At 56.2% G+C, this 22,546-nt stretch carries 26 protein-coding genes; 16 read left to right on the top strand and 10 right to left on the bottom strand.

All coding sequences use genetic code 11. The features are described 5' to 3' along the window. Positions 1 to 43: 43 nt before the first annotated feature. Positions 44 to 559, bottom strand: coding sequence for a GNAT family N-acetyltransferase (locus FHS72_RS02755; RefSeq protein ID WP_183525164.1), 516 nt, complete (start codon positions 557 to 559; stop codon positions 44 to 46). Between the two features lie 83 nt (positions 560 to 642). On the opposite strand from FHS72_RS02755, the gene FHS72_RS02750 reads away from it, so the two are divergent. Further along, positions 643 to 1,251 carry a flavin reductase family protein gene (locus FHS72_RS02750; protein WP_183525161.1) on the top strand — a complete coding sequence of 203 codons (609 nt, stop codon included), beginning with the start codon at positions 643 to 645 and terminating at the stop codon, positions 1,249 to 1,251. A gap of 78 nt (positions 1,252 to 1,329) precedes the next feature. Here the strand turns inward: FHS72_RS02750 and FHS72_RS02745 are convergent, their stop codons facing one another. Further along, a complete protein-coding gene (locus FHS72_RS02745; protein WP_183525158.1) occupies positions 1,330 to 2,979 on the bottom strand; it encodes a SulP family inorganic anion transporter in 1,650 nt (549 codons plus the stop codon). A 231-nt stretch (positions 2,980 to 3,210) separates the two neighbouring features. Here FHS72_RS02745 and FHS72_RS02740 point away from each other — a divergent pair, with 231 nt between their 5' ends. The 3 genes from FHS72_RS02740 (at position 3,211) to FHS72_RS02730 (ending at position 5,035) form a co-directional block, all read left to right on the top strand. Then, positions 3,211 to 4,074: an S-methyl-5'-thioadenosine phosphorylase gene (locus tag FHS72_RS02740; RefSeq protein WP_183525155.1), complete on the top strand. Its 864-nt coding sequence runs from the start codon at positions 3,211 to 3,213 to the stop codon at positions 4,072 to 4,074. A gap of 14 nt (positions 4,075 to 4,088) precedes the next feature. Further along, complete coding sequence (locus FHS72_RS02735) at positions 4,089 to 4,631, top strand: adenine phosphoribosyltransferase (RefSeq protein WP_183525152.1); 543 nt, start codon at positions 4,089 to 4,091, stop codon at positions 4,629 to 4,631. 113 nt (positions 4,632 to 4,744) lie between these two features. Then, complete coding sequence (locus FHS72_RS02730) at positions 4,745 to 5,035, top strand: arginine transporter (protein ID WP_343042641.1); 291 nt, start codon at positions 4,745 to 4,747, stop codon at positions 5,033 to 5,035. A 75-nt stretch (positions 5,036 to 5,110) separates the two neighbouring features. Here FHS72_RS02730 and FHS72_RS02725 read toward each other — a convergent pair whose 3' ends face one another. Then, positions 5,111 to 5,533 (bottom strand): hypothetical protein, encoded by a 423-nt coding sequence (locus FHS72_RS02725; protein ID WP_183525149.1) that lies wholly within the window; start codon positions 5,531 to 5,533, stop codon positions 5,111 to 5,113. A 143-nt stretch (positions 5,534 to 5,676) separates the two neighbouring features. Here FHS72_RS02725 and meaB point away from each other — a divergent pair, with 143 nt between their 5' ends. Further along, a complete protein-coding gene (gene meaB, locus FHS72_RS02720) occupies positions 5,677 to 6,660 on the top strand; it encodes a methylmalonyl Co-A mutase-associated GTPase MeaB (RefSeq protein ID WP_183525336.1) in 984 nt (327 codons plus the stop codon). A gap of 6 nt (positions 6,661 to 6,666) precedes the next feature. Here the strand turns inward: meaB and FHS72_RS02715 are convergent, their stop codons facing one another. After that, positions 6,667 to 6,855 (bottom strand): CTP synthetase, encoded by a 189-nt coding sequence (locus FHS72_RS02715; RefSeq protein WP_183525146.1) that lies wholly within the window; start codon positions 6,853 to 6,855, stop codon positions 6,667 to 6,669. A gap of 273 nt (positions 6,856 to 7,128) precedes the next feature. On the opposite strand from FHS72_RS02715, the gene rpmB reads away from it, so the two are divergent. Further along, the gene (rpmB, locus tag FHS72_RS02710; RefSeq protein ID WP_183525145.1) at positions 7,129 to 7,413 is read left to right on the top strand and encodes a 50S ribosomal protein L28; all 285 of its coding nucleotides are present in this window, start codon (positions 7,129 to 7,131) and stop codon (positions 7,411 to 7,413) included. A 154-nt stretch (positions 7,414 to 7,567) separates the two neighbouring features. Beyond that, positions 7,568 to 9,979: an ATP-dependent helicase HrpB gene (gene hrpB / locus FHS72_RS02705; RefSeq protein WP_183525142.1), complete on the top strand. Its 2,412-nt coding sequence runs from the start codon at positions 7,568 to 7,570 to the stop codon at positions 9,977 to 9,979. Between the two features lie 98 nt (positions 9,980 to 10,077). Here the strand turns inward: hrpB and argF are convergent, their stop codons facing one another. Together argF and FHS72_RS02695 are read right to left on the bottom strand one after the other, a co-directional pair. After that, positions 10,078 to 10,983 (bottom strand): ornithine carbamoyltransferase, encoded by a 906-nt coding sequence (gene argF / locus FHS72_RS02700; RefSeq protein WP_183525139.1) that lies wholly within the window; start codon positions 10,981 to 10,983, stop codon positions 10,078 to 10,080. 76 nt (positions 10,984 to 11,059) lie between these two features. Continuing rightward, positions 11,060 to 12,229: an aspartate aminotransferase family protein gene (locus FHS72_RS02695; RefSeq protein WP_183525136.1), complete on the bottom strand. Its 1,170-nt coding sequence runs from the start codon at positions 12,227 to 12,229 to the stop codon at positions 11,060 to 11,062. A 281-nt stretch (positions 12,230 to 12,510) separates the two neighbouring features. Here FHS72_RS02695 and FHS72_RS02690 point away from each other — a divergent pair, with 281 nt between their 5' ends. Together FHS72_RS02690 and FHS72_RS02685 are read left to right on the top strand one after the other, a co-directional pair. After that, positions 12,511 to 13,554, top strand: coding sequence for a M35 family metallo-endopeptidase (locus FHS72_RS02690; protein ID WP_183525133.1), 1,044 nt, complete (start codon positions 12,511 to 12,513; stop codon positions 13,552 to 13,554). Beyond that, on the top strand, positions 13,551 to 13,907 hold the full coding sequence (locus tag FHS72_RS02685) for a hypothetical protein (RefSeq protein WP_183525130.1): 357 nt from the start codon (positions 13,551 to 13,553) through the stop codon (positions 13,905 to 13,907). Before FHS72_RS02690 ends, FHS72_RS02685 begins: the two co-directional genes overlap by 4 nt. 21 nt (positions 13,908 to 13,928) lie before the next feature. Here the strand turns inward: FHS72_RS02685 and FHS72_RS02680 are convergent, their stop codons facing one another. Further along, on the bottom strand, positions 13,929 to 14,744 hold the full coding sequence (locus tag FHS72_RS02680) for an ABC transporter permease (RefSeq protein ID WP_246414425.1): 816 nt from the start codon (positions 14,742 to 14,744) through the stop codon (positions 13,929 to 13,931). Between the two features lie 127 nt (positions 14,745 to 14,871). On the opposite strand from FHS72_RS02680, the gene FHS72_RS02675 reads away from it, so the two are divergent. Further along, a complete protein-coding gene (locus FHS72_RS02675; RefSeq protein ID WP_183525127.1) occupies positions 14,872 to 15,474 on the top strand; it encodes a GcrA family cell cycle regulator in 603 nt (200 codons plus the stop codon). 69 nt (positions 15,475 to 15,543) lie between these two features. Here the strand turns inward: FHS72_RS02675 and tmpT are convergent, their stop codons facing one another. Next, a complete protein-coding gene (gene tmpT / locus FHS72_RS02670; RefSeq protein ID WP_183525124.1) occupies positions 15,544 to 16,185 on the bottom strand; it encodes a thiopurine S-methyltransferase in 642 nt (213 codons plus the stop codon). 183 nt (positions 16,186 to 16,368) lie between these two features. Here tmpT and rimO point away from each other — a divergent pair, with 183 nt between their 5' ends. Beyond that, on the top strand, positions 16,369 to 17,757 hold the full coding sequence (gene rimO / locus FHS72_RS02665) for a 30S ribosomal protein S12 methylthiotransferase RimO (RefSeq protein ID WP_183525121.1): 1,389 nt from the start codon (positions 16,369 to 16,371) through the stop codon (positions 17,755 to 17,757). A 74-nt stretch (positions 17,758 to 17,831) separates the two neighbouring features. Next, a complete protein-coding gene (locus FHS72_RS02660) occupies positions 17,832 to 18,146 on the top strand; it encodes a hypothetical protein (RefSeq protein ID WP_183525118.1) in 315 nt (104 codons plus the stop codon). Between the two features lie 138 nt (positions 18,147 to 18,284). Here the strand turns inward: FHS72_RS02660 and FHS72_RS02655 are convergent, their stop codons facing one another. Beyond that, positions 18,285 to 18,638 carry a YigZ family protein gene (locus FHS72_RS02655; protein ID WP_183525331.1) on the bottom strand — a complete coding sequence of 118 codons (354 nt, stop codon included), beginning with the start codon at positions 18,636 to 18,638 and terminating at the stop codon, positions 18,285 to 18,287. Positions 18,639 to 19,063: 425 nt separating this feature from the next. Here FHS72_RS02655 and trhA point away from each other — a divergent pair, with 425 nt between their 5' ends. Then, on the top strand, positions 19,064 to 19,699 hold the full coding sequence (trhA, locus tag FHS72_RS02650; RefSeq protein WP_183525114.1) for a PAQR family membrane homeostasis protein TrhA: 636 nt from the start codon (positions 19,064 to 19,066) through the stop codon (positions 19,697 to 19,699). 176 nt (positions 19,700 to 19,875) lie between these two features. After that, complete coding sequence (locus FHS72_RS02645; RefSeq protein WP_183525111.1) at positions 19,876 to 20,172, top strand: CBU_0592 family membrane protein; 297 nt, start codon at positions 19,876 to 19,878, stop codon at positions 20,170 to 20,172. Here the strand turns inward: FHS72_RS02645 and FHS72_RS02640 are convergent. Further along, the gene (locus FHS72_RS02640; protein ID WP_183525108.1) at positions 20,169 to 20,864 is read right to left on the bottom strand and encodes a M48 family metallopeptidase; all 696 of its coding nucleotides are present in this window, start codon (positions 20,862 to 20,864) and stop codon (positions 20,169 to 20,171) included. The genes FHS72_RS02645 and FHS72_RS02640 overlap by 4 nt on opposite strands. A 235-nt stretch (positions 20,865 to 21,099) precedes the next feature. On the opposite strand from FHS72_RS02640, the gene FHS72_RS02635 reads away from it, so the two are divergent. Beyond that, the gene (locus FHS72_RS02635; RefSeq protein WP_183525105.1) at positions 21,100 to 21,339 is read left to right on the top strand and encodes a hypothetical protein; all 240 of its coding nucleotides are present in this window, start codon (positions 21,100 to 21,102) and stop codon (positions 21,337 to 21,339) included. A gap of 72 nt (positions 21,340 to 21,411) precedes the next feature. Continuing rightward, entirely contained in the window at positions 21,412 to 22,512 is a 1,101-nt protein-coding gene (locus FHS72_RS02630; protein WP_183525102.1) for a class II histone deacetylase, read from the top strand. The last annotated feature ends 34 nt before the right edge of the window (positions 22,513 to 22,546 follow it).

Genomic DNA, 22,546 nt, shown 5'->3' with positions numbered 1-22,546 from the left:
GGGCGCGTCACTTTTTGGTTTGCTCATTAACCCTAGATGGGCTTTAGGCAGGGCGAATACAATCTTTCGGGCGCTGAACATCGCCCGTGATTCCATCCCACGCCCCATCACGCAACGCCAGCCCCAAAACACGATCCGGGTTCGTCGGTGGCGGCATGATGACGTCTGCGACCGGTTGAAACCCAAAGCGGCGATAATAGGGGTAATCCCCCACAAGCAAGATTCGCGACCAGCCAGCGGCACGCGCCGCATCGATGCAGTTCATCATTAAGATCGCAGCGATGCCCTCGCCTTGACGCGTCGGATGAACCGCAATCGGGCCCAGTAAAACCGCTGGCGCATCGCCAACTTGCGCAGGCCAGCACCGCACAACACCTGCCAAAATCCCCAACGGATCGCGGGCCGTTAAGCATAATTCAGGCAAAGGCGCGACACCTTCACGCAACCGATACGACGACAACGCGGTCCGGCCGGGCGCGAACGTCAGATCGTATAGTTCTTCGACCTCCCACCAGTCCGCTGGAACTTCACGCGCCAGCTGTATCTTGATCTCTTGCATGGCTGGTGGCTCGGGCTTTTGGCTGGTGTCAGGGTCCAGACCACGCTACCCAAACTACACACAAAGGTTAAGGGACTACCGTCATGTTTTATGAACCCAAAAACGGCCATGGTTTGCCGCATAATCCTTTCAATGCCATCGTCACGCCCCGCCCGATTGGCTGGATCTCGACACGCGGTGCTGACGGGCGCGATAACCTCGCCCCTTACTCGTTTTTCAATGCTGTGGCCTACACCCCGCCACAGGTGATGTTCGCGTCAACAGGCGCCAAGCCTGACCGCGATGGGACCAAAGACACTGCTGCTAATATCCGCGAGACAGGTGTATTTGTCGTTAACGTCGTCAGCTTTGTGCTCAAAGATGCGATGAACCTGACGTCTGGCCCGTGGGACAAAACGCAAGACGAATTTGCACTGGCAGATCTGGAAAAAGCAGAGGCACAGACCATCAATTGCCCGCGTGTCGCGGCGGCCCCCGCAGCGCTAGAATGTAAGGTAACGCAGATTGTGGACCTTGCGGGCGATCACAATACTATGGTGATCGGCGAAGTCACGGGCATCCATATGGACGACACTTGCCTCAAGGACGGGCTATTCGACGTCACGACTTTCAATCCCGTCGCGCGTCTTGGATACAAAGATTACAGCACCGTGCGTGATCTCTTTAGCCTCAAACGCCCGGGACAAGATTAACCACCACGTCCCGCTTCTTTGACTTCTTCTAAATCCCTGCCAGCGGCTTGGGGTCCCACTTCGGGACCCCAAATTGTTTTAATGACCGCCAAGAATCCCGGTACGCACCGAATAATCGACCGCGATCTCGTAATCCGGATCATCGTCACTATCGACCATCAAATGCCCTGCTTTCGACAGCAAGGAATGACAATCGCGGCTCAGATGACGCAGTTGAATGGCCTTCCCCTGCGCCTGATATTTCGCGGCTATCCCCTCGATGGCTTGCAATGCGGATTGATCCACAACGCGGCTATCAGCGAAATCCACGATGACCAGCGACGGGTCGTTCTGCACGTCAAACAACTCTGCGAACCCTTCGGTTGACCCAAAGAACAACGGGCCGACAATGCCGTAAACTTTGGCACCTTCGGGCGCTGTATGGACCTTCGCGGTAATGCGTGTCGCGTTGTTCCATGAATAGGCCAGCGCGGACACAACCACGCCCACAACAACCGCCGTCGCAAGATCGGTCCAGACAGTCACAATCGTCACAAGGATCGTGACAAAAGCGTCCATTTTCGGAACCTTGCGCAAGATGCGCAGTGAATTCCAAGCAAACGTTCCGATCACAACCATGAACATCACACCCACCAATGCGGCCAATGGGATCTGTTCAATCAAACCCGAGCCGAACAGAATGAACGTCAGCAAGAACAATGCCGCCACGATCCCAGCAATCCGCGTCCGTCCGCCTGATTTCACGTTGATCATCGACTGACCGATCATCGCACAACCGCCCATGCCACCGAAAAAACCGGTGACAGTGTTCGCCATGCCCTGCGCAATACATTCTTGCGACGCGCCACCACGTTTGTTGGTCATCTCGCCGACAAGGTTCAACGTCAGCAGGCTTTCGATCAAACCAATCGCCGACAGAATCAGCGCATATGGCAGAATAATCATCAGCGTGTCCCAATTGAACGGCGCAAGCGGCGTCCCGTAAATGCCAAACCCGTCACCGAACGGCACATGAAACGCCGGCAATCCACCAGAAATCGACGCCAAATCACCAACGCGCGGCACATCCAGACCAAAGCCGATCACGACCGCAGCCACGATCCCAATCCCCGCCAAAGGTGCCGGAACAACGGATGTGATTTTCGGCATGATCCAGATAATCGCCATCGTCACAGCCACCAAGCCCAGCATCAGAAACAGCGGCAGACCAGACAGCCATTCGCCGCTTGCCATGCCGTGACCTGCAGCCTCGGCCGTGCCTGGCACTTGGAATTGGCCCAATTGCGCCAAGAAAATAACGATCGCGAGGCCGTTCACAAAGCCCAGCATCACCGGATGCGGCACAAGTCGGATAAATTTACCCCATTTCATTACGCCAACGACGATCTGGATCAGCCCCATCAAAACGACGGTCGCAAACAGATATTCAACGCCGTGCAGCGCCACCAACGACACCATCACAACAGCCAGCGCCCCAGTAGCACCGGAAATCATCCCCGGACGACCGCCGAAAATAGCCGTGATCAGCCCCACAATAAACGCCGCATAAAGCCCAACCAGCGGATGCACCCCTGCGACAAAAGCAAAAGCAACCGCCTCGGGCACAAGCGCCAAGGCAACCGTCAGCCCCGACAGGACCTCGATCCGCAATCGACCCGCATTCAACGGTGCGTCCTTGTCTGTCAAAGCAATACTATCGGCGAAGCTCGCCAGAAGTGCGCGGGGCATATCGTCATCCTGTCTGGAGGTAAGTTGCGCCTGCGCTTACTTTACACCAACCTCATTGTCACCCCCACCCTTACAACACAGAGGTTAACCGTTCCCTGACAGCCGCAGTTATTCTCGCAATTCGGACCGATTTTTCCGCAAAACGCGCGCCGTTTCACATTCTGCTGCACCCGCACTTGTCAGACCTTTCCCCCTCTGATTGTCTGGCGGCAGCGCAATCGGGGACATATCATGACGAAACTTGGGATTATCGGCGGGTCCGGCATTTATCAAATGGCGGGCGTGGAAAACGCGCAATGGGAAACCGTTGAAACGCCGTGGGGTGCGCCCTCTGACGCTATTCTGACGGGCCAGTTGCACGGCACAGACGTCGCGTTTCTGCCGCGACACGGGCGCGGTCATGTTTATACGCCGACGAATGTGCCGTACCGCGCGAATATCGACGCGCTCAAGCGGATCGGCGTCACGGATATCATCAGCGTCAGCGCCTGCGGCTCGTTCCAGGACCACATGGCCCCCGGTGATTTTGTCCTTGTAGATCAGTTCATTGACCGGACGTTCGCCCGCGAGAAATCATTCTTTGGCACGGGTTGCGTCGGCCATGTCAGCGTCGCGCACCCGACCTGCGGCCGCCTGTCTGACGCTTGCCTGCAGGCTGGCACCGACGCTGGTATCACAATGCACACTTGCGGCACGTATCTCGCGATGGAAGGCCCGCAGTTTTCTTCTGCGGCGGAATCAAAGCTATATAAATCATGGGGTTGCGACGTGATCGGCATGACCAACATGCCCGAAGCCAAACTCGCCCGCGAAGCCGAAATCTGCTACATCACCGTCGCCATGGTCACGGATTACGACAGTTGGCACCCCGACCACGGGGCGGTTGATGTCAGCGACGTCATTCGCACCCTGCAAGGCAACGGGACCAAGGCTGCAGACCTGATCAGCCGCCTGCCCGCCTTGCTGGATCAACGCCCAACCACTTGCCCCCACGGCTGCGATACGGCATTGGAGCACGCGATTATGACCGCCCCCGATCATCGGGATATCAACCTTGTGGCGAAACTAGATGCGGTCGCAGGCCGCGTGCTTTGAAAGAGACTAATCGCATGAAAACCGCCTCTAAAACCGTCACCGATTACATCCGCACGATCCCCGATTTCCCCCACGAGGGAATCATGTTCCGCGACGTGACCACGCTGTTCAGCGACCCGCGCGGGTTCCGGCTGGCGATTGACCAACTGCTGCACCCCTATGTTGGGACCGAAATCGACCAAGTTGTCGGCCTAGAGGCCCGTGGCTTCATCCTTGGCGGCGCCATCGCGCACCAACTCTCGCGTGGTTTTGTGCCGATCCGCAAAAAGGGCAAACTGCCCGGCAAAACCATCGAACAATCCTATACCCTCGAATACGGCGAAGCGGTGATGGAGGTGCACGATGACGCCCTCAAGCCCGGTCAAAAAGTTCTGCTCGTGGACGATCTGCTGGCCACTGGCGGCACTGCCGAGGCGGGCATCAAACTGATCGAACGCATGGGCGCACAGGTTATCGGTTGCGCGTTTGTCATCGACCTACCCGATTTGGGTGGACGCAAGCGGCTGGAAAGCATGGGGATGGACGTCCATACACTGTGTTCATTCGACGGCGACTGATCGCTCAATTCCTCGCGACCACGCCATTTGTCCGATTGCATCGGCGTGGCGGTCGCGGCATAATCACGACATCCTTTTAACGCGACTACGAGGCCATCATGCGGCGTGCTTTTGTGACACTTTCCCTTCTGGCACTGACAGCGGCCTGCGGCGCTGGCGTAAACGGGCGCGTCGCCAAAGCTTGCGTTGACGCGGACCGCTCTGCGGCAAGCACGCGCTTGTGTTCCTGCGTCCAACGGGTAGCCGATCAATCGCTCAATGCCTCTGATCAAGCCCTCGCAGTCAAATTTTTTGAGGACCCGCAACTGGCCCAAGACACCCGCCAGTCCGACAACACATCAAATGAAGCTTTCTGGCTGCGCTACCGCGCCTTCGCAAATTCGGCCAGCCGTCAGTGCGGCTAAACCACTGCACGTCCCGCTTCTTTGACTTCTTCTAAATCCTGGGGGTTTGGGGGCTAGCCCCCAACCTGCGCAGCCCTAACGCAAAACCCCACGTCGGGTCATCTTGCGGGCGTAGATCCACAACAGCACCAGCACGACATATATCGCCGCCGTAAATCCCAATTGCGCGGGCGTCAGGTCCAGCCCGCTGCGATCCGCGATCCCAAAGCTGTAGACCGACGACACAATCAATCCGATCAAGGACAGCCCAAACGCGGCGGCCGCCAAGCGTGACCGCAATAGCAACAGCAACGCGCCTAACATCGAAAACCAGACACCCACCGCCCATGCCGCTTCGAACCAGATCGGACCAGCATCCAGAAACGCCTTCTGCGCATCGCTCATCATCGCCAGATAAGCCGCGCTCTGGGTCTGCGTCATGACATAATCATAGGCACCACCCGCGTTCCACAGAACGGCAAAGCCGCCGACGATCCACAAATGTACGGGTGTCTTCATGTGCGTCCCCTGTGCTTTTGATGAATCCTACGCTGGGATCAAAATTCAAACAAGCTGATCCGCGGCACGGCATCCCCCGCGATTTGCCGCTTTTCAATCGCGCCGATGTGGACATCTTTCACCGCCGCGATAAAACTGCGTCCATGACCGATGATCCAAACCTCTCTGCGACAGCCGCGCGAATCGCTTCTGGTGATCGCCGCGCTCTCGCTCGCGCCATCACGCTGGTCGAAAGCGCGCGGCCCGATCACCGCACGCAAGCGCTCGCGCTGCTCGACGCGCTCGGCACCGACCGCCAAGCTTTGCGGATCGGTCTGTCAGGCACGCCCGGTGTTGGCAAATCGACGTTCATTGAAAGCTTTGGACTAATGCTCACGGCGATGGGCAAAAAGGTGGCTGTGCTGGCCGTTGATCCGTCTTCTGCCCGCTCTGGTGGGTCGATCTTGGGCGATAAAACCCGCATGGACATGCTGGCCCGCGACCCTAACGCCTTCATCCGGCCTTCACCGTCGCAAACACAACTTGGCGGCGTGGCACGGCGGACCCGCGAAGCCGTGGCACTGTGCGAGGCTGCAGGCTACGACGTGGTGCTGATTGAAACCGTCGGCGTCGGCCAATCCGAAACACTCGTCGCACAAATGTCCGACCTATTCGTGCTGTTGCTGGCACCCGCAGGCGGCGACGAACTGCAAGGCGTCAAGCGCGGCATTATGGAAATCGCGGACATCGTGTTGGTCAACAAAGCCGACGGCGACCTCAAAGCCCAAGCAACGCGGACCCGCGCCGACTACGCAGGGGCCCTACGCCTGCTGCGCAAACGGGCCCAAGACCCCGACGGATATCCATTAGCGAAAACCGTATCGGCACTGGAAACCGAAGGATTAACAGACGCATGGGACGCCATGCAGACGCTCACCGACTGGCGCCGCGACCACGGCATCTGGGACCAAACCCGCGCCGATCAAGCCCGCCATTGGTTCAAAGAAGAAGTCCAACTGCAACTTATGGCGCAACTGACAGGCGATGCGGACTTGCGCGACAGGCTCGACCACATGGAACGCCGCGTGATCGCGGGCGACATGTCTCCTGCCGCCGCCGCAATGCAAGTCCTCGCGAAACCGGCCTAAACCACGCTACTTCTTGTTGCTCACAATCGCCTGCGCCACGAAAAAACTCGCAGGCACCGCAAACACCGCCCCAAAACAGGCCGCAATAATCAACTGCATCCACGTGTCATACCCCATCACCAGCGCGGCCACGATCAGGCTACCGGCAAGCGTCGTTGCAATCATCGCGTATAAAATCGTAGCAAGGCGGAACATGACAGACCCCTGATTTGAATAGCTTCGGACAATACTATACTGCGCCCCATCAGCGGCTTTGATCCAAATCAACCCAAAGACGGACAAATCAGCCGCCAAAACACGCAATACGCATTTTGCAGCCAACTTTGCATCAATCTGGGTTGACGGAGGTCAGGAATCCTCATAACTGACCAGAACCAATTTAAGGCTATGCCTCGCATGGCCCTTTCGCTGATATAAGGTGACCCGCCATAAGGGCGTGTGACACCTGCCAAGACAAGGAATGATCATATGGCGCGCCGTTGCGAACTTACCGGAAAAGGCCCGATGTCTGGCAACAATGTCAGCCACGCTAAAAACCGCACCCGTCGTCGGTTCTTGCCGAACCTTCAGGACGTGACTTTGCAGTCTGACGTTTTGGGTCGGTCTTTCAAATTCCGCATCTCCAACGCTGCTTTGCGCACCGTTGACCACCGTGGTGGCTTGGACGCGTTCATGGCGAAAGCCAAAGACGCTGAATTGTCCGATGGCGCATTGAAAGTCAAAAAAGAGATCTCCAAGGCAACTGCTGCTTAAGCCAGTTCCTTTGATCTAATCGAAAAGCCCGGTTGTGTCGCACAGCCGGGTTTTTCTACGTCTAACGCCCCGATTTTTCGCGAAAAATCATCCGAATTTTCTAGAAAATTCGCGCCCCGCTTGACCAGCAGCACACAAACCCGCACCAAGCAGCATGATCACGCTTCCCGTCGACACCGTCCTGCCCGACCTGATCGCAGCCTTGCGATCACACAACCGTGCCGTTCTCCAGGCGCCACCCGGTGCAGGTAAAACATCCCGCGTGCCGCTTGCGATGTTGGACGGGCAAATCACCACGGGCAAAATCATCATGTTGGAACCGCGCCGCCTTGCTGCGCGTGCCGCCGCCGAACGCCTCGCCGATCAACTTGGTGAAACCACTGGTAAAACAGTGGGCTACCGGATGCGCGGCGACAGCAAAGCGGGCACCCGAATCGAGGTTGTCACCGAAGGCATCCTCACCCGCATGATCCAATCCGACCCCGAATTGCCCGGCATCGGTGCGGTGATCTTTGACGAATTTCACGAACGGTCGCTGAATGCGGATCTCGGCCTAGCCTTTGTCTGGGAAATCGCCCAAGTTCTGCGTCCCGATCTGCACATCGTCGTCATGTCAGCAACGCTCGATGCGGGTCCTGTCGCAGCAATGCTTAACGACGCCCCCGTAATCACATCCGAAGGGCGGACCTACCCCGTCACGCGCCACTACTTACCGCGTGCCCTGCCGCCCAAAACGCGAATCGCTCAGGCCACCGCCGATCTGATCCACGACATCGCACCAAAATCCCAAGGCGGCATCCTCGTATTCCTGCCCGGCGAAGGCGAAATTCGCGAAACCGCGAAACGTCTGACCCTGCCCGCCGATCACCATATCCGGCCGCTGTTCGGCGCGATGCCGTTCAAAGATCAACGCGCCGCCATCGCACCCGTCACAGATGGACGCAAGATCGTGCTCGCCACCTCGATCGCAGAAACCTCACTCACGATTGAGGACATCACCGTTGTCATCGACGCAGGCCGTGCGCGCAGGTCGCGCTTTGACCCCAACTCTGGCATGTCGCGCCTCGTCACCGAAAAAGCCAGCCGCGCCGAGGCGACGCAACGCGCAGGCCGTGCAGGCCGCGTGGCCCCCGGCGACGCCTACGCGCTCTGGACCAAAGGCGAAGACGGCGCATTACCCGCTTTCCCGCCTGCGGGCATCGAAGTCGAAGACCTCGCGCCTCTCGCGCTCGAACTCGACGTTTGGGGCAGCGATGACCTATCATTCCTGACACCACCACCGGCGGGGCCACTCGCTGAAGCACGCGCATTGCTGTGCACGCTTGGTGCACGCGATGTGCACGGAAAGATCACGCCCCACGGACGCCGCCTCGCAGCCCTTCCCGTACACCCGCGCCTCGGCCACATGTTATTGACTGCGGGCGCACAAGCCGCACCCGCCGCCGCACTTCTCTCAGCGCGCGATCCGCTACGCGGCGCACCCGCCGACCTGCACCTGCGGATCAAAGCGATCAATGGCCTCTACGATGGACCCGGCCAAATCAACCACGCGGCACTACAGCAAATAAAAGCAGACATTCCACGCCTATCGAAAGGTTTAGACAAAAAACCACATCTAGATCTCGCAGCACAACTCGCGCTCGCCTACCCCGACCGGATCGGGCTGCGCCGCAAAGGCGATGACCCTCGCTACGTGCTGTCGGGTGGCAAGGGGGCGTACCTCGACCCATCCGACACCCTCGCAGGACAACGGCTGATCGTCGCCACCGACCTCGACGGCGACACACGTGAAGCCAAAATCAGACAAGCGGCGGCACTAGACGAATCCACCCTGCGCGACCTCTATCCCGCGCAAATCGAATGGAAAAACATCTGCGCATGGTCAAAACGCGACAGCCGCGTCTTGACACGTAGCCAAGAATCCTTTGGCGCATTAATCCTTAACGACCGCAACTGGACAGACCCTGATCCGGACACCGTAGCGGCCGCCATGTGCGACGGCGTTCGCGACCTCGGCTTGCGCCTATCACCCGCAGCACACCGTTTTCGAGCGCGGGTTGCCTTGGTGCAATCCAGCGATCCGTCGCTGCCAGATATGGACGATGAAACCCTGCTCGCTTCGCTAGAAACATGGCTGCAACCCCACCTGCAAGGCGTAAAAACTGCCGCCGATTGGAAAAGTTTCGACTGTCTCAACGCGCTGCGCGCCATGCTCGACTGGAACCAAACGCAACGCCTCGACAGCGCGGCGCCAGCGCATTTCACGACGCCAATGAACCGCAAAACGCCCATCGACTACGACGGCAAAGCACCGTCTATCACATTGCGATTACAGGAGCTTTTCGGCGTCACCCGCCACCCGACAGTCGGCAAAACACCGCTGCGGATCACGCTACTTTCTCCCGGCCAAAAACCGGTACAAACAACAACGGACCTGCCGGGCTTCTGGGCAACATCCTACGCCGACGTGCGCAAAGACATGCGCGGACGCTACCCACGCCACCCTTGGCCCGAAGACCCGACACAAGCCGACCCAACACTCCGCGCGAAACCACGCGGAACCTAATCTTTGCTTCTTTGACTTTTTCTAAATCCTGGGGAGGTCTGGAGGGGCTAGCCCCTCCAGCAGCGCGACGCCGCAGGCGACGCAAAACCTCACCTCACTCAGACACCCAGACAATGACGCATAATCGCCTTTTGGGCATGCAACCGGTTCTCGGCTTCGTCAAATATGACCGAATGCTTACCGTCCATCACGGAACTTGTGGCCTCGTCATCACGGTGGGCTGGCAAGCAATGCATGAACAACGAATCAGGCTTCGCCTTCGCCATTAACGCATCATTCACCTGATACCCGCGCAGCTGATTGTGCCGCCGCTCGCGGGCCGATTGCGGATCATGCATCGACACCCACGTGTCGGTCACAACCAGATCTGCCCCTTCAACCGCCTCATTCGGATCGCGCACGGTTGTGTACAACCCTTCCAGCTCTTTTTCAGGGTCCAACGTGGATGGCCCCGAAAACACCAGATCGAATTCGAATTGTTTCGCGGCATGTGCAAAGCTGGCAAAAACGTTGTTTCCATCGCCAGTCCAGACCACCTTTTTGCCCTTAATCGACCCGTTGCGTTCCTCGAACGTCATAATATCCGCCATAATCTGGCAGGGATGTGTACGGTTCGTCAGGCCATTGATCACCGGAACCGAGGCGTATTCGGCCATCTCCAGCAGTGTCTGTTCCTCAAACGTGCGGATCATAATCAGGTCAACATACCGCGACAAAACGCGGGCAGTGTCAGCGATCGTTTCGCCGTGACCCAGCTGCATATCCGTCCCCGACAGCACCAAGGTTTGCCCCCCCATCTGACGCACTCCAACATCAAAACTCACGCGGGTCCGCGTGGACGGCTTTTCAAAAATCAACGCGACCATGTGGTTCGCAAGCGGCGTGTCGGCGTCCAACGTCCCTTTGGGAACACCTGCGCGGGCCGTTTTCATGGCGCGGGCTTGGGCAATGATCTTGTGCAGGTCGGCTGTGTCAGTTGTATGAATGTCGAGAAAATGTGTCATGGATTGCTCTTTTTTGCGAAGGTATTGGGGGTTTCACACCCCCAAACCCCCGTGGAGGTGTTCTGGCGAAATGAAGTTAAACGAGGCTTTCGGCGGTTTTGGTTAACAGATCCGCGGCGGCAGTGATGTCTTCGTCGGGAATGTTCAGCGCGGGCAACAATCGGATCATGTTATCGGCGGCAGGGACAGTCAGCAGTCCCGCCCCGTAGCCCGCGTTAACCACGTCTGTGTTCGGCACTTTGCATTTTAAACCAAGCATCAGGCCGACCCCACGCACCTCTTCAAACACGTCAGGGTTGCTCGCGACGAGCCCTTCCAATTTCTGCCGGAACATCCCCGCTTTGCGGTTCACCTCGGCCAAGAATGCGTCAGTTGCGATCTCTTCCATCACCGCACAGCCCACAGCACAAGCCAGTGGATTGCCGCCATATGTGGACCCATGTGATCCCGCTGTCATGCCAGACGCGGCCTGTTCCGTGGCCAGCACACAACCCAATGGAAAGCCGCCGCCGATGCCTTTTGCGACCATCATAATGTCCGGCGTTACACCGGAGTATTCGTGCGCAAACAAACGCCCTGTCCGGCCCATACCGCATTGCACCTCGTCCAAGATCATCAAGATACCATACGTATCGCAAACCTCGCGCAGCCCTTGTAAAAAGGCTTCTGACAGTGGGACGATCCCGCCTTCCCCCAACACAGGTTCTACGATGATCGCGGCGGTTTGCGCGGATGCCGCAGCTTTCAGCGCATCCAGATCACCGAATGGCAGATGGGTAAAACCAGCCAAAAGCGGCCCGAACCCCTTGGTCATTTTCTCGGACCCAGCCGCTGCAATTCCAGCAGCAGACCGTCCATGGAACGACCCGTTAAACGCAATGATTTCGGTCCGATCAGGCTGGCCTTTTTCGTACCAATATTTCCGGGTCATTTTGACTGCTAACTCACAGGCCTCGGTCCCAGAGTTGGTGAAAAATGCTGTATCCGCAAAGGTCTTTTCAACTAACATATCCGCCAGCTTTTGCTGTGCAGGAATGTGATACAAGTTAGACGTGTGCCACAGCGCTTGTGCTTGGTCGGTCAGCGCAGCCACCAATTTCGGATGCGCATGACCCAATGCATTAACCGCGATCCCAGCGCCTAAATCTAAAAATCGGCGTCCGTCGGCCTCAATTAACCAAGAGCCTTCGCCTTTGACGAATGTCAGAGGAGCACGAGAATAAGTAGGCAGAATAGAGGGGATCATAGCGATCAACCTTTGCGAAAATGAAGCCCAATTGGTGCCAAGCGGCGGGGCTTAAGTCAACGATGTTTGTGAAGATGAAAGAAGACGAGCAGAAACGGCAAACGGGCTTAGCGTCGGCGTCGGATGTTCTGTGTGGTCATTGCGTTCATGGCGCAACTCTTACACCGCAGATTGCGCGGGCGAAACCCCTTGATCGGCCCTCGCACCTCGAAAAATCATTGCGCGGCGCAAAAACCCGACCTAACGTCATCGTTAGTATTTTATTGAGAAGGTTCCCAGTTATGCAGTCATTTGAAGAGTGTTACAAAAAAACCCGCGATCAATTTCGGTCGCTAAAATTCATTCAAGAACAAACAGGTACGCCATTTGCGGATGGATTGGGCAAGGTGTTCGCCTCGTCCTCTGGCCCTAGTTCGCGTCATGCTGGATCATTGGACGGGCTTCGTACAGAAATTGCGACCGCAAAGGTTAAGAACGCGAAATCCGAAGGCGAAGTGCTTGTCGCGGGCTGTCACGACAGTAAGGCCAAGGGGATGGATAAAATCTTTGGCAAAATGGAAACGGATCTAAATGACCGCGTGGCCGCCGTGAAAATGGCGCGACATTTGCAGTTAATGAAACTGCGTGGCGGGCAAAGCGTCTGGTTCTTTTCGCCGCCCGTGGCCTACACCGAATGGGTCTATGACGAGTTTGACGGCATGTCCAAATCCGGCTTGGAAACGTGGGCCAGTGAGGCGGATGAGACCTATAGCGACGCCGACAAAACGGCGCTTGCGAACGCGACCCAGACCGCGATGAGCTACGTGATGAAATGCATGGCCGAACTTGGATCGCCTACCGATGCGACCAAAGACGTCATCAAACGTTGGTTCTGTGCGGCCGATGCGACGGACAAGGACGTCAAGGTTGTCGCGAAAACGCTTGCCAAAGGCTACCGGAAAATGGCCAAGGTTTTGAACGGGTCACACTTGATCCTGTCAGACGAGCCAAAGGACCGAAACTCGGGCGGCTGGAAAGACTATGCCTTTGTTTATAAATCCGAAAAGATGGACGTGATCTATGTGCAAAGCGCTACAATTTCAGCGGCTTTGGGTGGGCGTGGTTGGCTAGCAGCACTCACGTTAGTCCACGAATTATCGCACCGCGAGATGTCCACAGACGACCACCGCTACGACACAACCGGCAATCTGTCACCGATGGCCACGGGTGGTTTGACCACGAGACAAGCCATCGAAAACGCCGATAATTGGGGCTATTTTGCAACCGATCTTGCAGGCGGATTACCCGCGAGCAACCGCCTCACCGTCACTGGAATCGCAGCATGAGCGGCCCGCCTGACGTCGCCCCTGTTACGGTGAATGGCCTGCGGATCGACGCGCTGCATTGGGGCAAGGACCGTGGTTTAGGGCAGAACGGTGGTTATGTGACCGCAACCGACCCTGCGTCCGACACCGAACTATGGGCGCAAAAGGTTTACGACATCACCTACGGGGATAAATCGCCGCAGAAATACGACCTATTTATCACGAAATTGACGGTCGTGGATGATGGCGCTGCGGTGCAGATCACAGATCAAGACGGACGTGTATTCCATCTTGATCCGGCGACGCGGGCTGTGCGGATGATTATGGCTCCGGTGCCTGATGCACCAAGGCCTAATCCCCGCAAACCCAGTTAATTCAACAGGTTGAAGGCGACACTACGCCTTCAACCGATACCCGCGATCCAGCCAGCGCCAGCAAATTGCCATCACAACGGCACAAGCGGCCAGAACAACCAACAGCCCGACCCAAGGGCTGCTATCGCTGACCCCAATCATCCCAAACCGCACACCATCAATGATGTAGAAGAACGGATTGATGTGGCACAAGGTCTGCATCAGGCTTGGCAGCGCGTCGATCGAGTAAAAAGTCCCCGACAAAAACGCGAGCGGCGTGACGATAAAGTTCGAGATCGCAGACAGTTGGTCAAATTTGTTGGCAAAAATACCAGCGATCAATCCCAAGCCGCCCATAAAAATCGAGCCCAGCAAAACAAATGTCAAAACCCAAAGCGGGTTTTTCATGCCAACGCCCAGAAACAGCCATGCGCCCAGCGCGATCACCACGGCGACCAAGGCACCACGGGCGAATGATCCGAAAATGTAGCCCACCAACAATTCTGTCGCGGACAGCGGCGGCATCAGCGTGTCAACGATATTGCCCTGCACTTTGGCCGACGCCATCGACGACGATGTGTTCGCAAAAGCGTTCTGAATAACGGTCATCGTCAAAATCCCGGGGGCTAGAAACGTCATAAACGGCACACCCATGACAGCGCCCCTGCCCGGTCCAATTGCGATGGTAAAGATCATTAACAACAGCCCCGCGTTGATCAGCGGCGCCATCACGGTTTGCGACCACACGTTCATAAACCGGCGCACTTCGCGCTCCATCAGTGTCCATGTGCCCGTCCAGTTGACCCGCCCAAAACGGCGTTCACCCATGCTGGCGGCCAAAGTTGTCTGTTCTGCCATTGCGATACCTCACTTCATTTCGGCGGATGCGCTTCACATCCCCGCTTGCAATGCTTAGAATAGGGGATCAAGCGAAGTGACAAGGCCCGATGTCTTCACATTTGGTCATTTGACATAAGGAAATTGCATGTCCTGGACAGACGAGCGCGTCGAGACGCTCAAAAAGATGTGGGGCGAAGGCCAGTCGGCCAGCCAGATTGCCAAGGAACTTGGCGGGGTCACGCGCAATGCTGTGATCGGTAAAGTGCATCGGCTGGGCTTGTCCAACCGTGCAGGGTCCGGTGCGTCCGCGCCCGCCAAACCGGCGGCCAAGGAAAAAGTAGCCCCTTCAGCGCCCAAAATGGAAACCAAAGCCGCGATCAAGCCGAAGGCGCCGGTCAAGGCATCCGTGCCTGCGATCAAGGAAGAAGTGTTGCTGGACGAAAACGGCATCCCGATTTCCGCTGCGCGTCGTGCGATCATTCCAGCGGGTCAGCCGCTGCCGCCACAACCTTCTGCGAACGAAATTTCGCCCGAAGCATTGGCAAAGGTGAACGAGGTCGAAAAGACGGCCAAAAAGATCAGCCTGATGGAATTGACCGAAAAAACCTGCAAATGGCCTGTCGGCGATCCGGCAACGCCAGACTTCTGGTTCTGCGGTTTGCCCGTGCAGTCAGGAAAACCTTACTGCGAAGCCCACGTCGGGGTCGCGTTCCAACCCATGAGCAGCCGCCGCGACCGCCGCCGGTAATTGCCCTTTGGGTCGACATTCAAAAGGCGGTGCATTAGCGCCGCCTTTTTTGTTGGCTAAATGCTGGGTCTAAGAAGCCGCCTGCAAGAACCATGCGGTTTCTGTCGCAGGAATTTTACCCTTAAATCCGCCCGGCACATCTTGGGTCTGCAGGTCATGTAAATCATATGACCCCGCATATAAGTCCTTGATCATGCGCTCAGAAATCGAAAACGGCGGGCCAGACATCTGCGTCTGATCATATGTAAATGTCACAACGAGCTGGGTCGCAGAATCGGTGATCGCCACCAGATGCGCCGCGTATCGCGACCGCAACTCAGCCGGCAACGCAACCAGCGCAGCCCGATCAAATACAGCATCAACCTGCCCGAGCACCTTAGCAGTCAACGCGAACACATCGCCCACATAGATGTCCACTCCATCGGCAGCATACAGCGTCAACGGCCCGATCTGCGATACCACAGGCACCACGGCCATCTCATCAAACAGCTGCTGCACCGCGATCTCTGACAACTCTATGCCGACAACGCGACAGCCCCGCGCCAGCAGCCAAGCAATGTCACGCGATTTACCGCAAAGCGGCACAAACACCCGGGCATCAGCCGCAAGGTTCAACGCTAAAAAATGGCGTTGCAATAGGTCGTTCCCATCCGTCTGATGAAATCCAATTTGTTGTTTCGCCCACCTATCGTGCCAAAAATCCGCGTCCATCCCACGTCTCTCCATCAAATTCGCTGATCCATCGCTATGTGGGCCAGATGACGCCTAAAACGGCTTTCGCTACGCCCAACCACGACCGACAGCATCGCGCGCAACCAACTTAACCCAAACGACGTGAGAGCACCAATCGCAAGCGGGCTTCCCACGGGCACAGCAACCCGCTAAACCCCACAAATGTCCCAGAATCCGCCAAGCCTTCGCCCCGACCTCGCCCCCCGTGCAACGTTCACGGAGCCAAAACGCGACAATCAGTCCACCATCGGCATGGTGTCCCTTGGCTGCCCAAAGGCATTGGTCGATAGCGAACGCATTCTCACGCGCCTTCGGGCCGAAGGTTACGCAATCTCGCCCGATTACGCGGGCGCTGAAGCGGTCATCGTCAACACCTGCGGCTTTCTCGATTCCGCCAAAGCGGAATCGCTCGACGCCATCGGTGAAGCCCTGAAAGAAAACGGCAAAGTCATTGTCACAGGCTGCCTAGGCGCGGAACCCGACTACATCCGCGAACACCACCCGCAGATTTTGGCCGTCACGGGACCACACCAATACGAACAGGTTCTCGACGCAGTCCACGCCAACGTGCCGCCTGCCCCCGATCCATTCATCGACCTTCTACCTGCGTCAGGCGTGTCGCTCACGCCGCGTCACTACAGCTACCTCAAGATTTCCGAGGGCTGTAACCATAAATGTAAGTTCTGCATCATCCCCGACATGCGCGGCAAACTCGCGTCACGCCCCGCACACGCGGTGCTGCGCGAAGCGGAAAAATTGGTCGATGCAGGTGTCAAAGAACTCCTTGTGATTTCTCAAGATACCTCAGCTTACGGGCTTGATCGTAAATATGACGTAAACGCGTGGAAAGACGGCGAAGTCCGCAGCCATATCCTTGATCTTACGCGAGAATTGGGTCAGCTCGGCGCGTGGGTCCGTTTGCATTACGTCTACCCCTACCCCCATGTGCGCGACCTGATTCCGCTCATGGCGGACCCGTCGAACGGCGTGCTGCCCTATCTCGACATTCCGTTTCAGCACAGCCACCCCGACGTATTACGCCGCATGGCGCGGCCCGCCGCCGGGGCCAAAACGCTTGATGAAATCGGCGCTTGGCGGGCTCAATGTCCCGACATTACCCTGCGCTCCACCTTCATCGTCGGCTACCCAGGTGAGACCGAAGCCGAGTTCGAACACTTGCTCGATTGGCTCGACGAAGCCCAACTCGACCGCGTCGGTTGCTTCCAATACGAAAACGTCGCCGGCGCACGATCCAACGCGCTACCCGATCACGTGCCAGCCGAGGTCAAACAAGACCGCTGGAACCGCTTCATGGCCCGCGCGCAGGCCATCTCTGAAGCCAAGCTCGAAGCGAAAGTCGGACGCACCTTAGAAGTCATCGTTGACGAAATCGACGATGAGGCCGCCACCTGCCGCACATGGGCCGACGCGCCAGAAATCGACGGCAACCTATTCATCGACGAAGGGTTCGAAGGATTGAGCGTCGGTGACGTCGTGAAGGTCAAAGTCGAAGAGGCTGGGGAATATGATTTGTGGGGTAGCTTGCAATAAATCTCCGATAAGTCGCCGGTTTTCCGCGTTGCCGAAATTGTATGAGCACCCTCATATATCCTAAGAGATAACAAATGTATAAAATGAACAAAGTCGTCCGCGTAAATTTTTCCGGCGGGCTATTAGGGCTCGTGTTGGGAAGTTCGCGCGGCAAAATAGAGTCAGTTGTCCAAGTTCACAACCGTGACGGCTGGAACGTCGCTGAAGTTATCCCTTATAATCCCAACTTGGCGCTCATTCTTCTACGGTTCGTTATTCTCGTCCTAACGCTCGGACTTTGGACGATTTCGACCGGATTTTTGTTTATTTTAGAGAAGCCTACCGATTTAGTTAAAAACCCACAAAATATTCCCAATGTTGGTGGGCGGATCGAACCAACTCTCCGGTAAAAATGTGTCGCGGATCGCGCGTACCTCTTCCTCACCAAGACATTGGTTAACGCCACAAACGAAACCCAAAGTCATACGCGTTGTGCACGCCCTGTGCACGTGAGTCACAGCCCAAAGCTAGGCCATCCTCGCGAAAGCTTAACCAATATCGTCGAGATAAATACGCACAGCATCCTGCACGCGCCTGAAGCGATCACCGCCCAGCTTCGTGCCGCCAAACCACCGCGTTACAACGATTATATGGCCCGTCAGCCCTTCGCGTTCCAGCATACGCAGGATCACAATCCCCGCGCCGCTTTCCCCGTCATCATTCTTAACGGGCGTCCCATCAGGCAGTACAACGGCCCAGGTGTTATGCGTGGCTTTTGCGAATTTTTTCTTTCGGCATAGTGCCTTAACAAACGCCTTCGCCTCGTCGCCTGTCGCAACAATACCACCGGACACCGCGTATTTCGACCCGCGATCTGTTAGCGCATTTTCAATTATCCTGATGTCGCACCCCCTTAGTTTGCAGTATCCAAACGCCTACTTTTAGCAGTCTGATGAAAACCTTGCATAACGACGGAATGCCCGATTTGTTCGTTTGAAATCAAGCACTACGATAGGATTGTCCAGAAAATCAGCGGCCGCTGCAGTGCGGAAGGCTGTCAGATGCCGCAGACACGTGGGGCATCGACACTGATAACGCCGCGCGACGCTTGCACGTTAACCACAATAGGAAAAATAATTGGCGGAATGCCTACGTTCTTAATCATTTGGTCAGAAATCGCGCGTTATAGATGACTAATTCGCACGTTAAGACCACCAATAATCAAATTGACTACGACGATTTATACGACCACCTAGCAGCCCCTCTTCTATATGCACCGCACAAACAGCGCTGTCGCGCCACTTTCGACTATTAAAAAAAGGCCACTATGTATCCTACCGACGCCAAATCAGAACGCATCGCCGACGGCAGCATGCACGCGGTTGGGGTTATCGGGTCCTTAACAGGTGCTATCCTGTTGATACTGCTGACTTTTGAAACCGCATCAGCGGGGCAAATGGCTGCTTTGGCAGTATACGGCGTGGCGCTTACTTCGACTTTTGTCGCATCTGCGTTTTACCATATGACGCCTTGGCCCGACATCCGCCCCACCCTACGACGCATCGATCACGCCGCGATTTACCTTATGATTGCAGGCACTTATACGCCGCTTGTCGTCATGGTCGATACACCACTTGCCTATGCCATCCTCGGCATCGTCTGGATACTCGGTCTGATCGGTATGACGCTAAAACTATTTTTCTGGCAAACACCCGGCCGTTACGGGCCCGCGCTTTACCTTATTATGGGTTGGCTCAGTATCGGGTTGATCTGGTCGATTTGGCCGGTTTTTCCCCGATCAGTGATCGCACTCATTGCGGTCGGCGGACTAACCTACACCATCGGTGTTGTATTCTACGCGAGTGAGAAAAAATTCACTACAGCGGTCTGGCATGGTTTCGTAGTAGCGGCATCTGCGTGTTTTTGGGCCGCGATTTTAATAGCAACACTGACTGTTACCTGATCGCCGAACGCGCAAGGCACGGAAACCTTACCCCGAAATTAAGCAAAGGTCTGGATAGCCTGACCTGACGTAAAGCTCTGGTATTTTTATGGTGTTCTTATCGCATCGTGAACACCTCCCCGAGGGTTGTTTGCTTCCCTGTTCACGGTGCCTTTTTCAAGAGGACGCATAGAGCGATGACGATTTTAAGCACTGTCCCAACCGAAGTTCTCGACGCCATTGGTGTCGCGGGCTTCGGTCTTTATGTTTTGAATTATGGGCTGCTGACCCTGCAACGGGTGCAGTCACATCAGGCCCGTTATTTTATTGTGAATGGCCTTGCCGCGACGATGGTTTTGATCGGATTGATGAGCGCCTTTAACCTTGCAGCTGCCTTGATCCAAATCTTTTGGATCGTCATTTCATCAATTGCGATTGTGATCAGATTGCGCAAACGCACGGCACACTTTTTCACGCGAAATTCAAGGGCTTAGTAGCCAAACCGCGCTGCAGTGCGTTGCACAGTCGCAACCCGATCAGCATTGGCAGGGTGGGTTCCCAAAAAGCTATTGCCCGGATCAGGAATACGGAAAAAGAAGTCAGCACCCCGCAACGGATTATAACCCGCCGTTGCCGCAATAATCGTGCCCAACGCATCCGCTTCCAATTCAAAATCTTTGGAATATGTGCGCGCGCCCAGGGCTGCACCAAACTCCTGTGCGGCAAGAATCGCTTCAGGATTTGAGCCACCAATGACGCCCGCCAATTGACCAAAAACAGCAGCCCCCACATCAGCATTTTGGCGTTGCCGCATCAAATGGCCTTCGATGTGATGTGCGGCCTCGTGTGCTAGAATGAACGCCATTTCATCGCGGTTACGAACCTCTACAATCAGCGGAATCGTGAACGCAATGATCGGGCGACCAGCGTCATCTAATGTCTGATACGCATTTGGCGGCAGACCAACCCTATCATCGACGACAATACGGAAATCACAATTCGCATTGGGCGCGCGCGCGCGACATTCGGATTCGGCAATCGGTTCAACAGTTTGCACAACCTGTACAAAACTATCGATCGCTTGGTACGCGATATCGCGAGTCGTTCCAGAAGCGGGCGTTGGCTCGGGCGCCGTCGCCGGGACTTTTGAGATTACATCCCCATCCGAGCCACGGCTCGCGGGCATTGCACATGCGCCAAGCAAGCAACACAAAAGTAACGAAAGGTGCCGTGCCATCGTGGTAAATGTCCCTTTTTTATCACCTCGGTTATTGCCCGAAATTCATGAACAACCTCTATTCTAGCAGGTTCACAAGGTACGACCAGCCCTCGCCGCACGCAGTTCACGTGATTGGCATTCTGTTGCCATGCAAGCTAGCGCACCGCTTGCAAACTGCGTTTTTACGGCTAAGCTTCTGATTATGTTTACAATCGAACACACATTTGACTGCTCTGTGATCACCCTTGTTGACGAAGGGCAGGCCCCGCTGAACGAAGACGTGATCCTGAACGCATTTGAGGATTGCATCACCGTCACTCAATTTGATCCTCGCACCGAACAGGCCATGAAGATCACACTGTCCTTGGAACAAGTGCGGGATTTGGGGGCCGCGTTGGACCTGCCGGAAGGTGTTTACCGCATTAGGCCTGATAACGACTGATTTTGATGATTTGATCTACAGACCCCTTCGGAGAGGGTTTTGACGCTTCAAAGAAACGAAAGGCGGCACCACATGACGACAGGGTTCTATTGGGATGAGCGTTGTTTTTGGCACGGCGGCGGCAATTATGCAGGCACCTTGCCCGTCGGTGGGCTGGTGCAACCGCTGGATGGCGGGTTGCCGGAAAGTCCCGAAACAAAACGGCGGCTGAAGAACCTGATCGAGGTGACAGGACTAGCGCGTGAGCTTGATATGCGCGGCGCTGATCCCGCGACGATGGATGATCTACGACGTGTGCATCCGCAGAACTACCTCAGCAAATTCAAAGAGATGTCGGATGCAGGCGGTGGTGAGATCGGCTTACGCACCCCATTTGGGCAAGGTGGGTTCGAGATTGCAGCACTTTCGGCGGGCCTTGCCAAAACCGCTCTTAGTGATGTGTTAACGGGTGTCGTGGATAATGCCTATGCATTGTCCCGTCCGCCTGGTCATCATTGCTTGCCCGATTTTCCCAACGGGTTCTGTTTGCTCGCCAATATCGCGATCGCGATTGAAGCAGCGCGGGCTGCTGGCCTTGCCAAACGGTTTGCCGTGCTGGATTGGGATGTTCATCACGGCAACGGAACTGAAGCGATTTTCTATGACCGCGCCGATGTTCTAACCGTATCGCTGCATCAAGAGCGGAATTACCCGTTGGATACTGGCGATTTTGCGCATCGCGGTAAGGGCGACGGCTTGGGCGCGAACCTGAATATTCCGCTGCCTCCCGGTACAGGTCATACCGGATATTTGAATGCGATGGACCGTCTCGCCCTGCCCGCAATCCGCGATTTCGCCCCCGATGTGTTGATTATTGCCTGCGGTTTTGACGCCGCCGCGACTGATCCGTTATCCCGCACCATGGCCCATCAAGGTACGTTTCAGGCGATGACCGCCCGCGTGATGGACCTGACCCGCGATATTTGTGGGGGCAAATTGTTGATGGTTCACGAGGGCGGCTATTCCGAAACCTACGTCCCATTTTGTGGTCATGCCGTGTTGGCCGAAATGTCGGGCAGTGCCATCCACGCCCCCGATCCCTACGGGGAAACTTGGATAAAACGGCAACCGGATGCCCGGTTTGACGCTTATTTGGACAGGATTATCACGGATATGGTGCAGGCGCTGACTTAGCACTATAATACGCCAAACGATGATCGGAACCCGA

This window comes from Yoonia ponticola, from assembly GCF_014199395.1.
Lineage (GTDB): Bacteria > Pseudomonadota > Alphaproteobacteria > Rhodobacterales > Rhodobacteraceae > Yoonia > Yoonia ponticola.
This window is presented reverse-complemented; position numbering and strand designations above follow the sequence as displayed.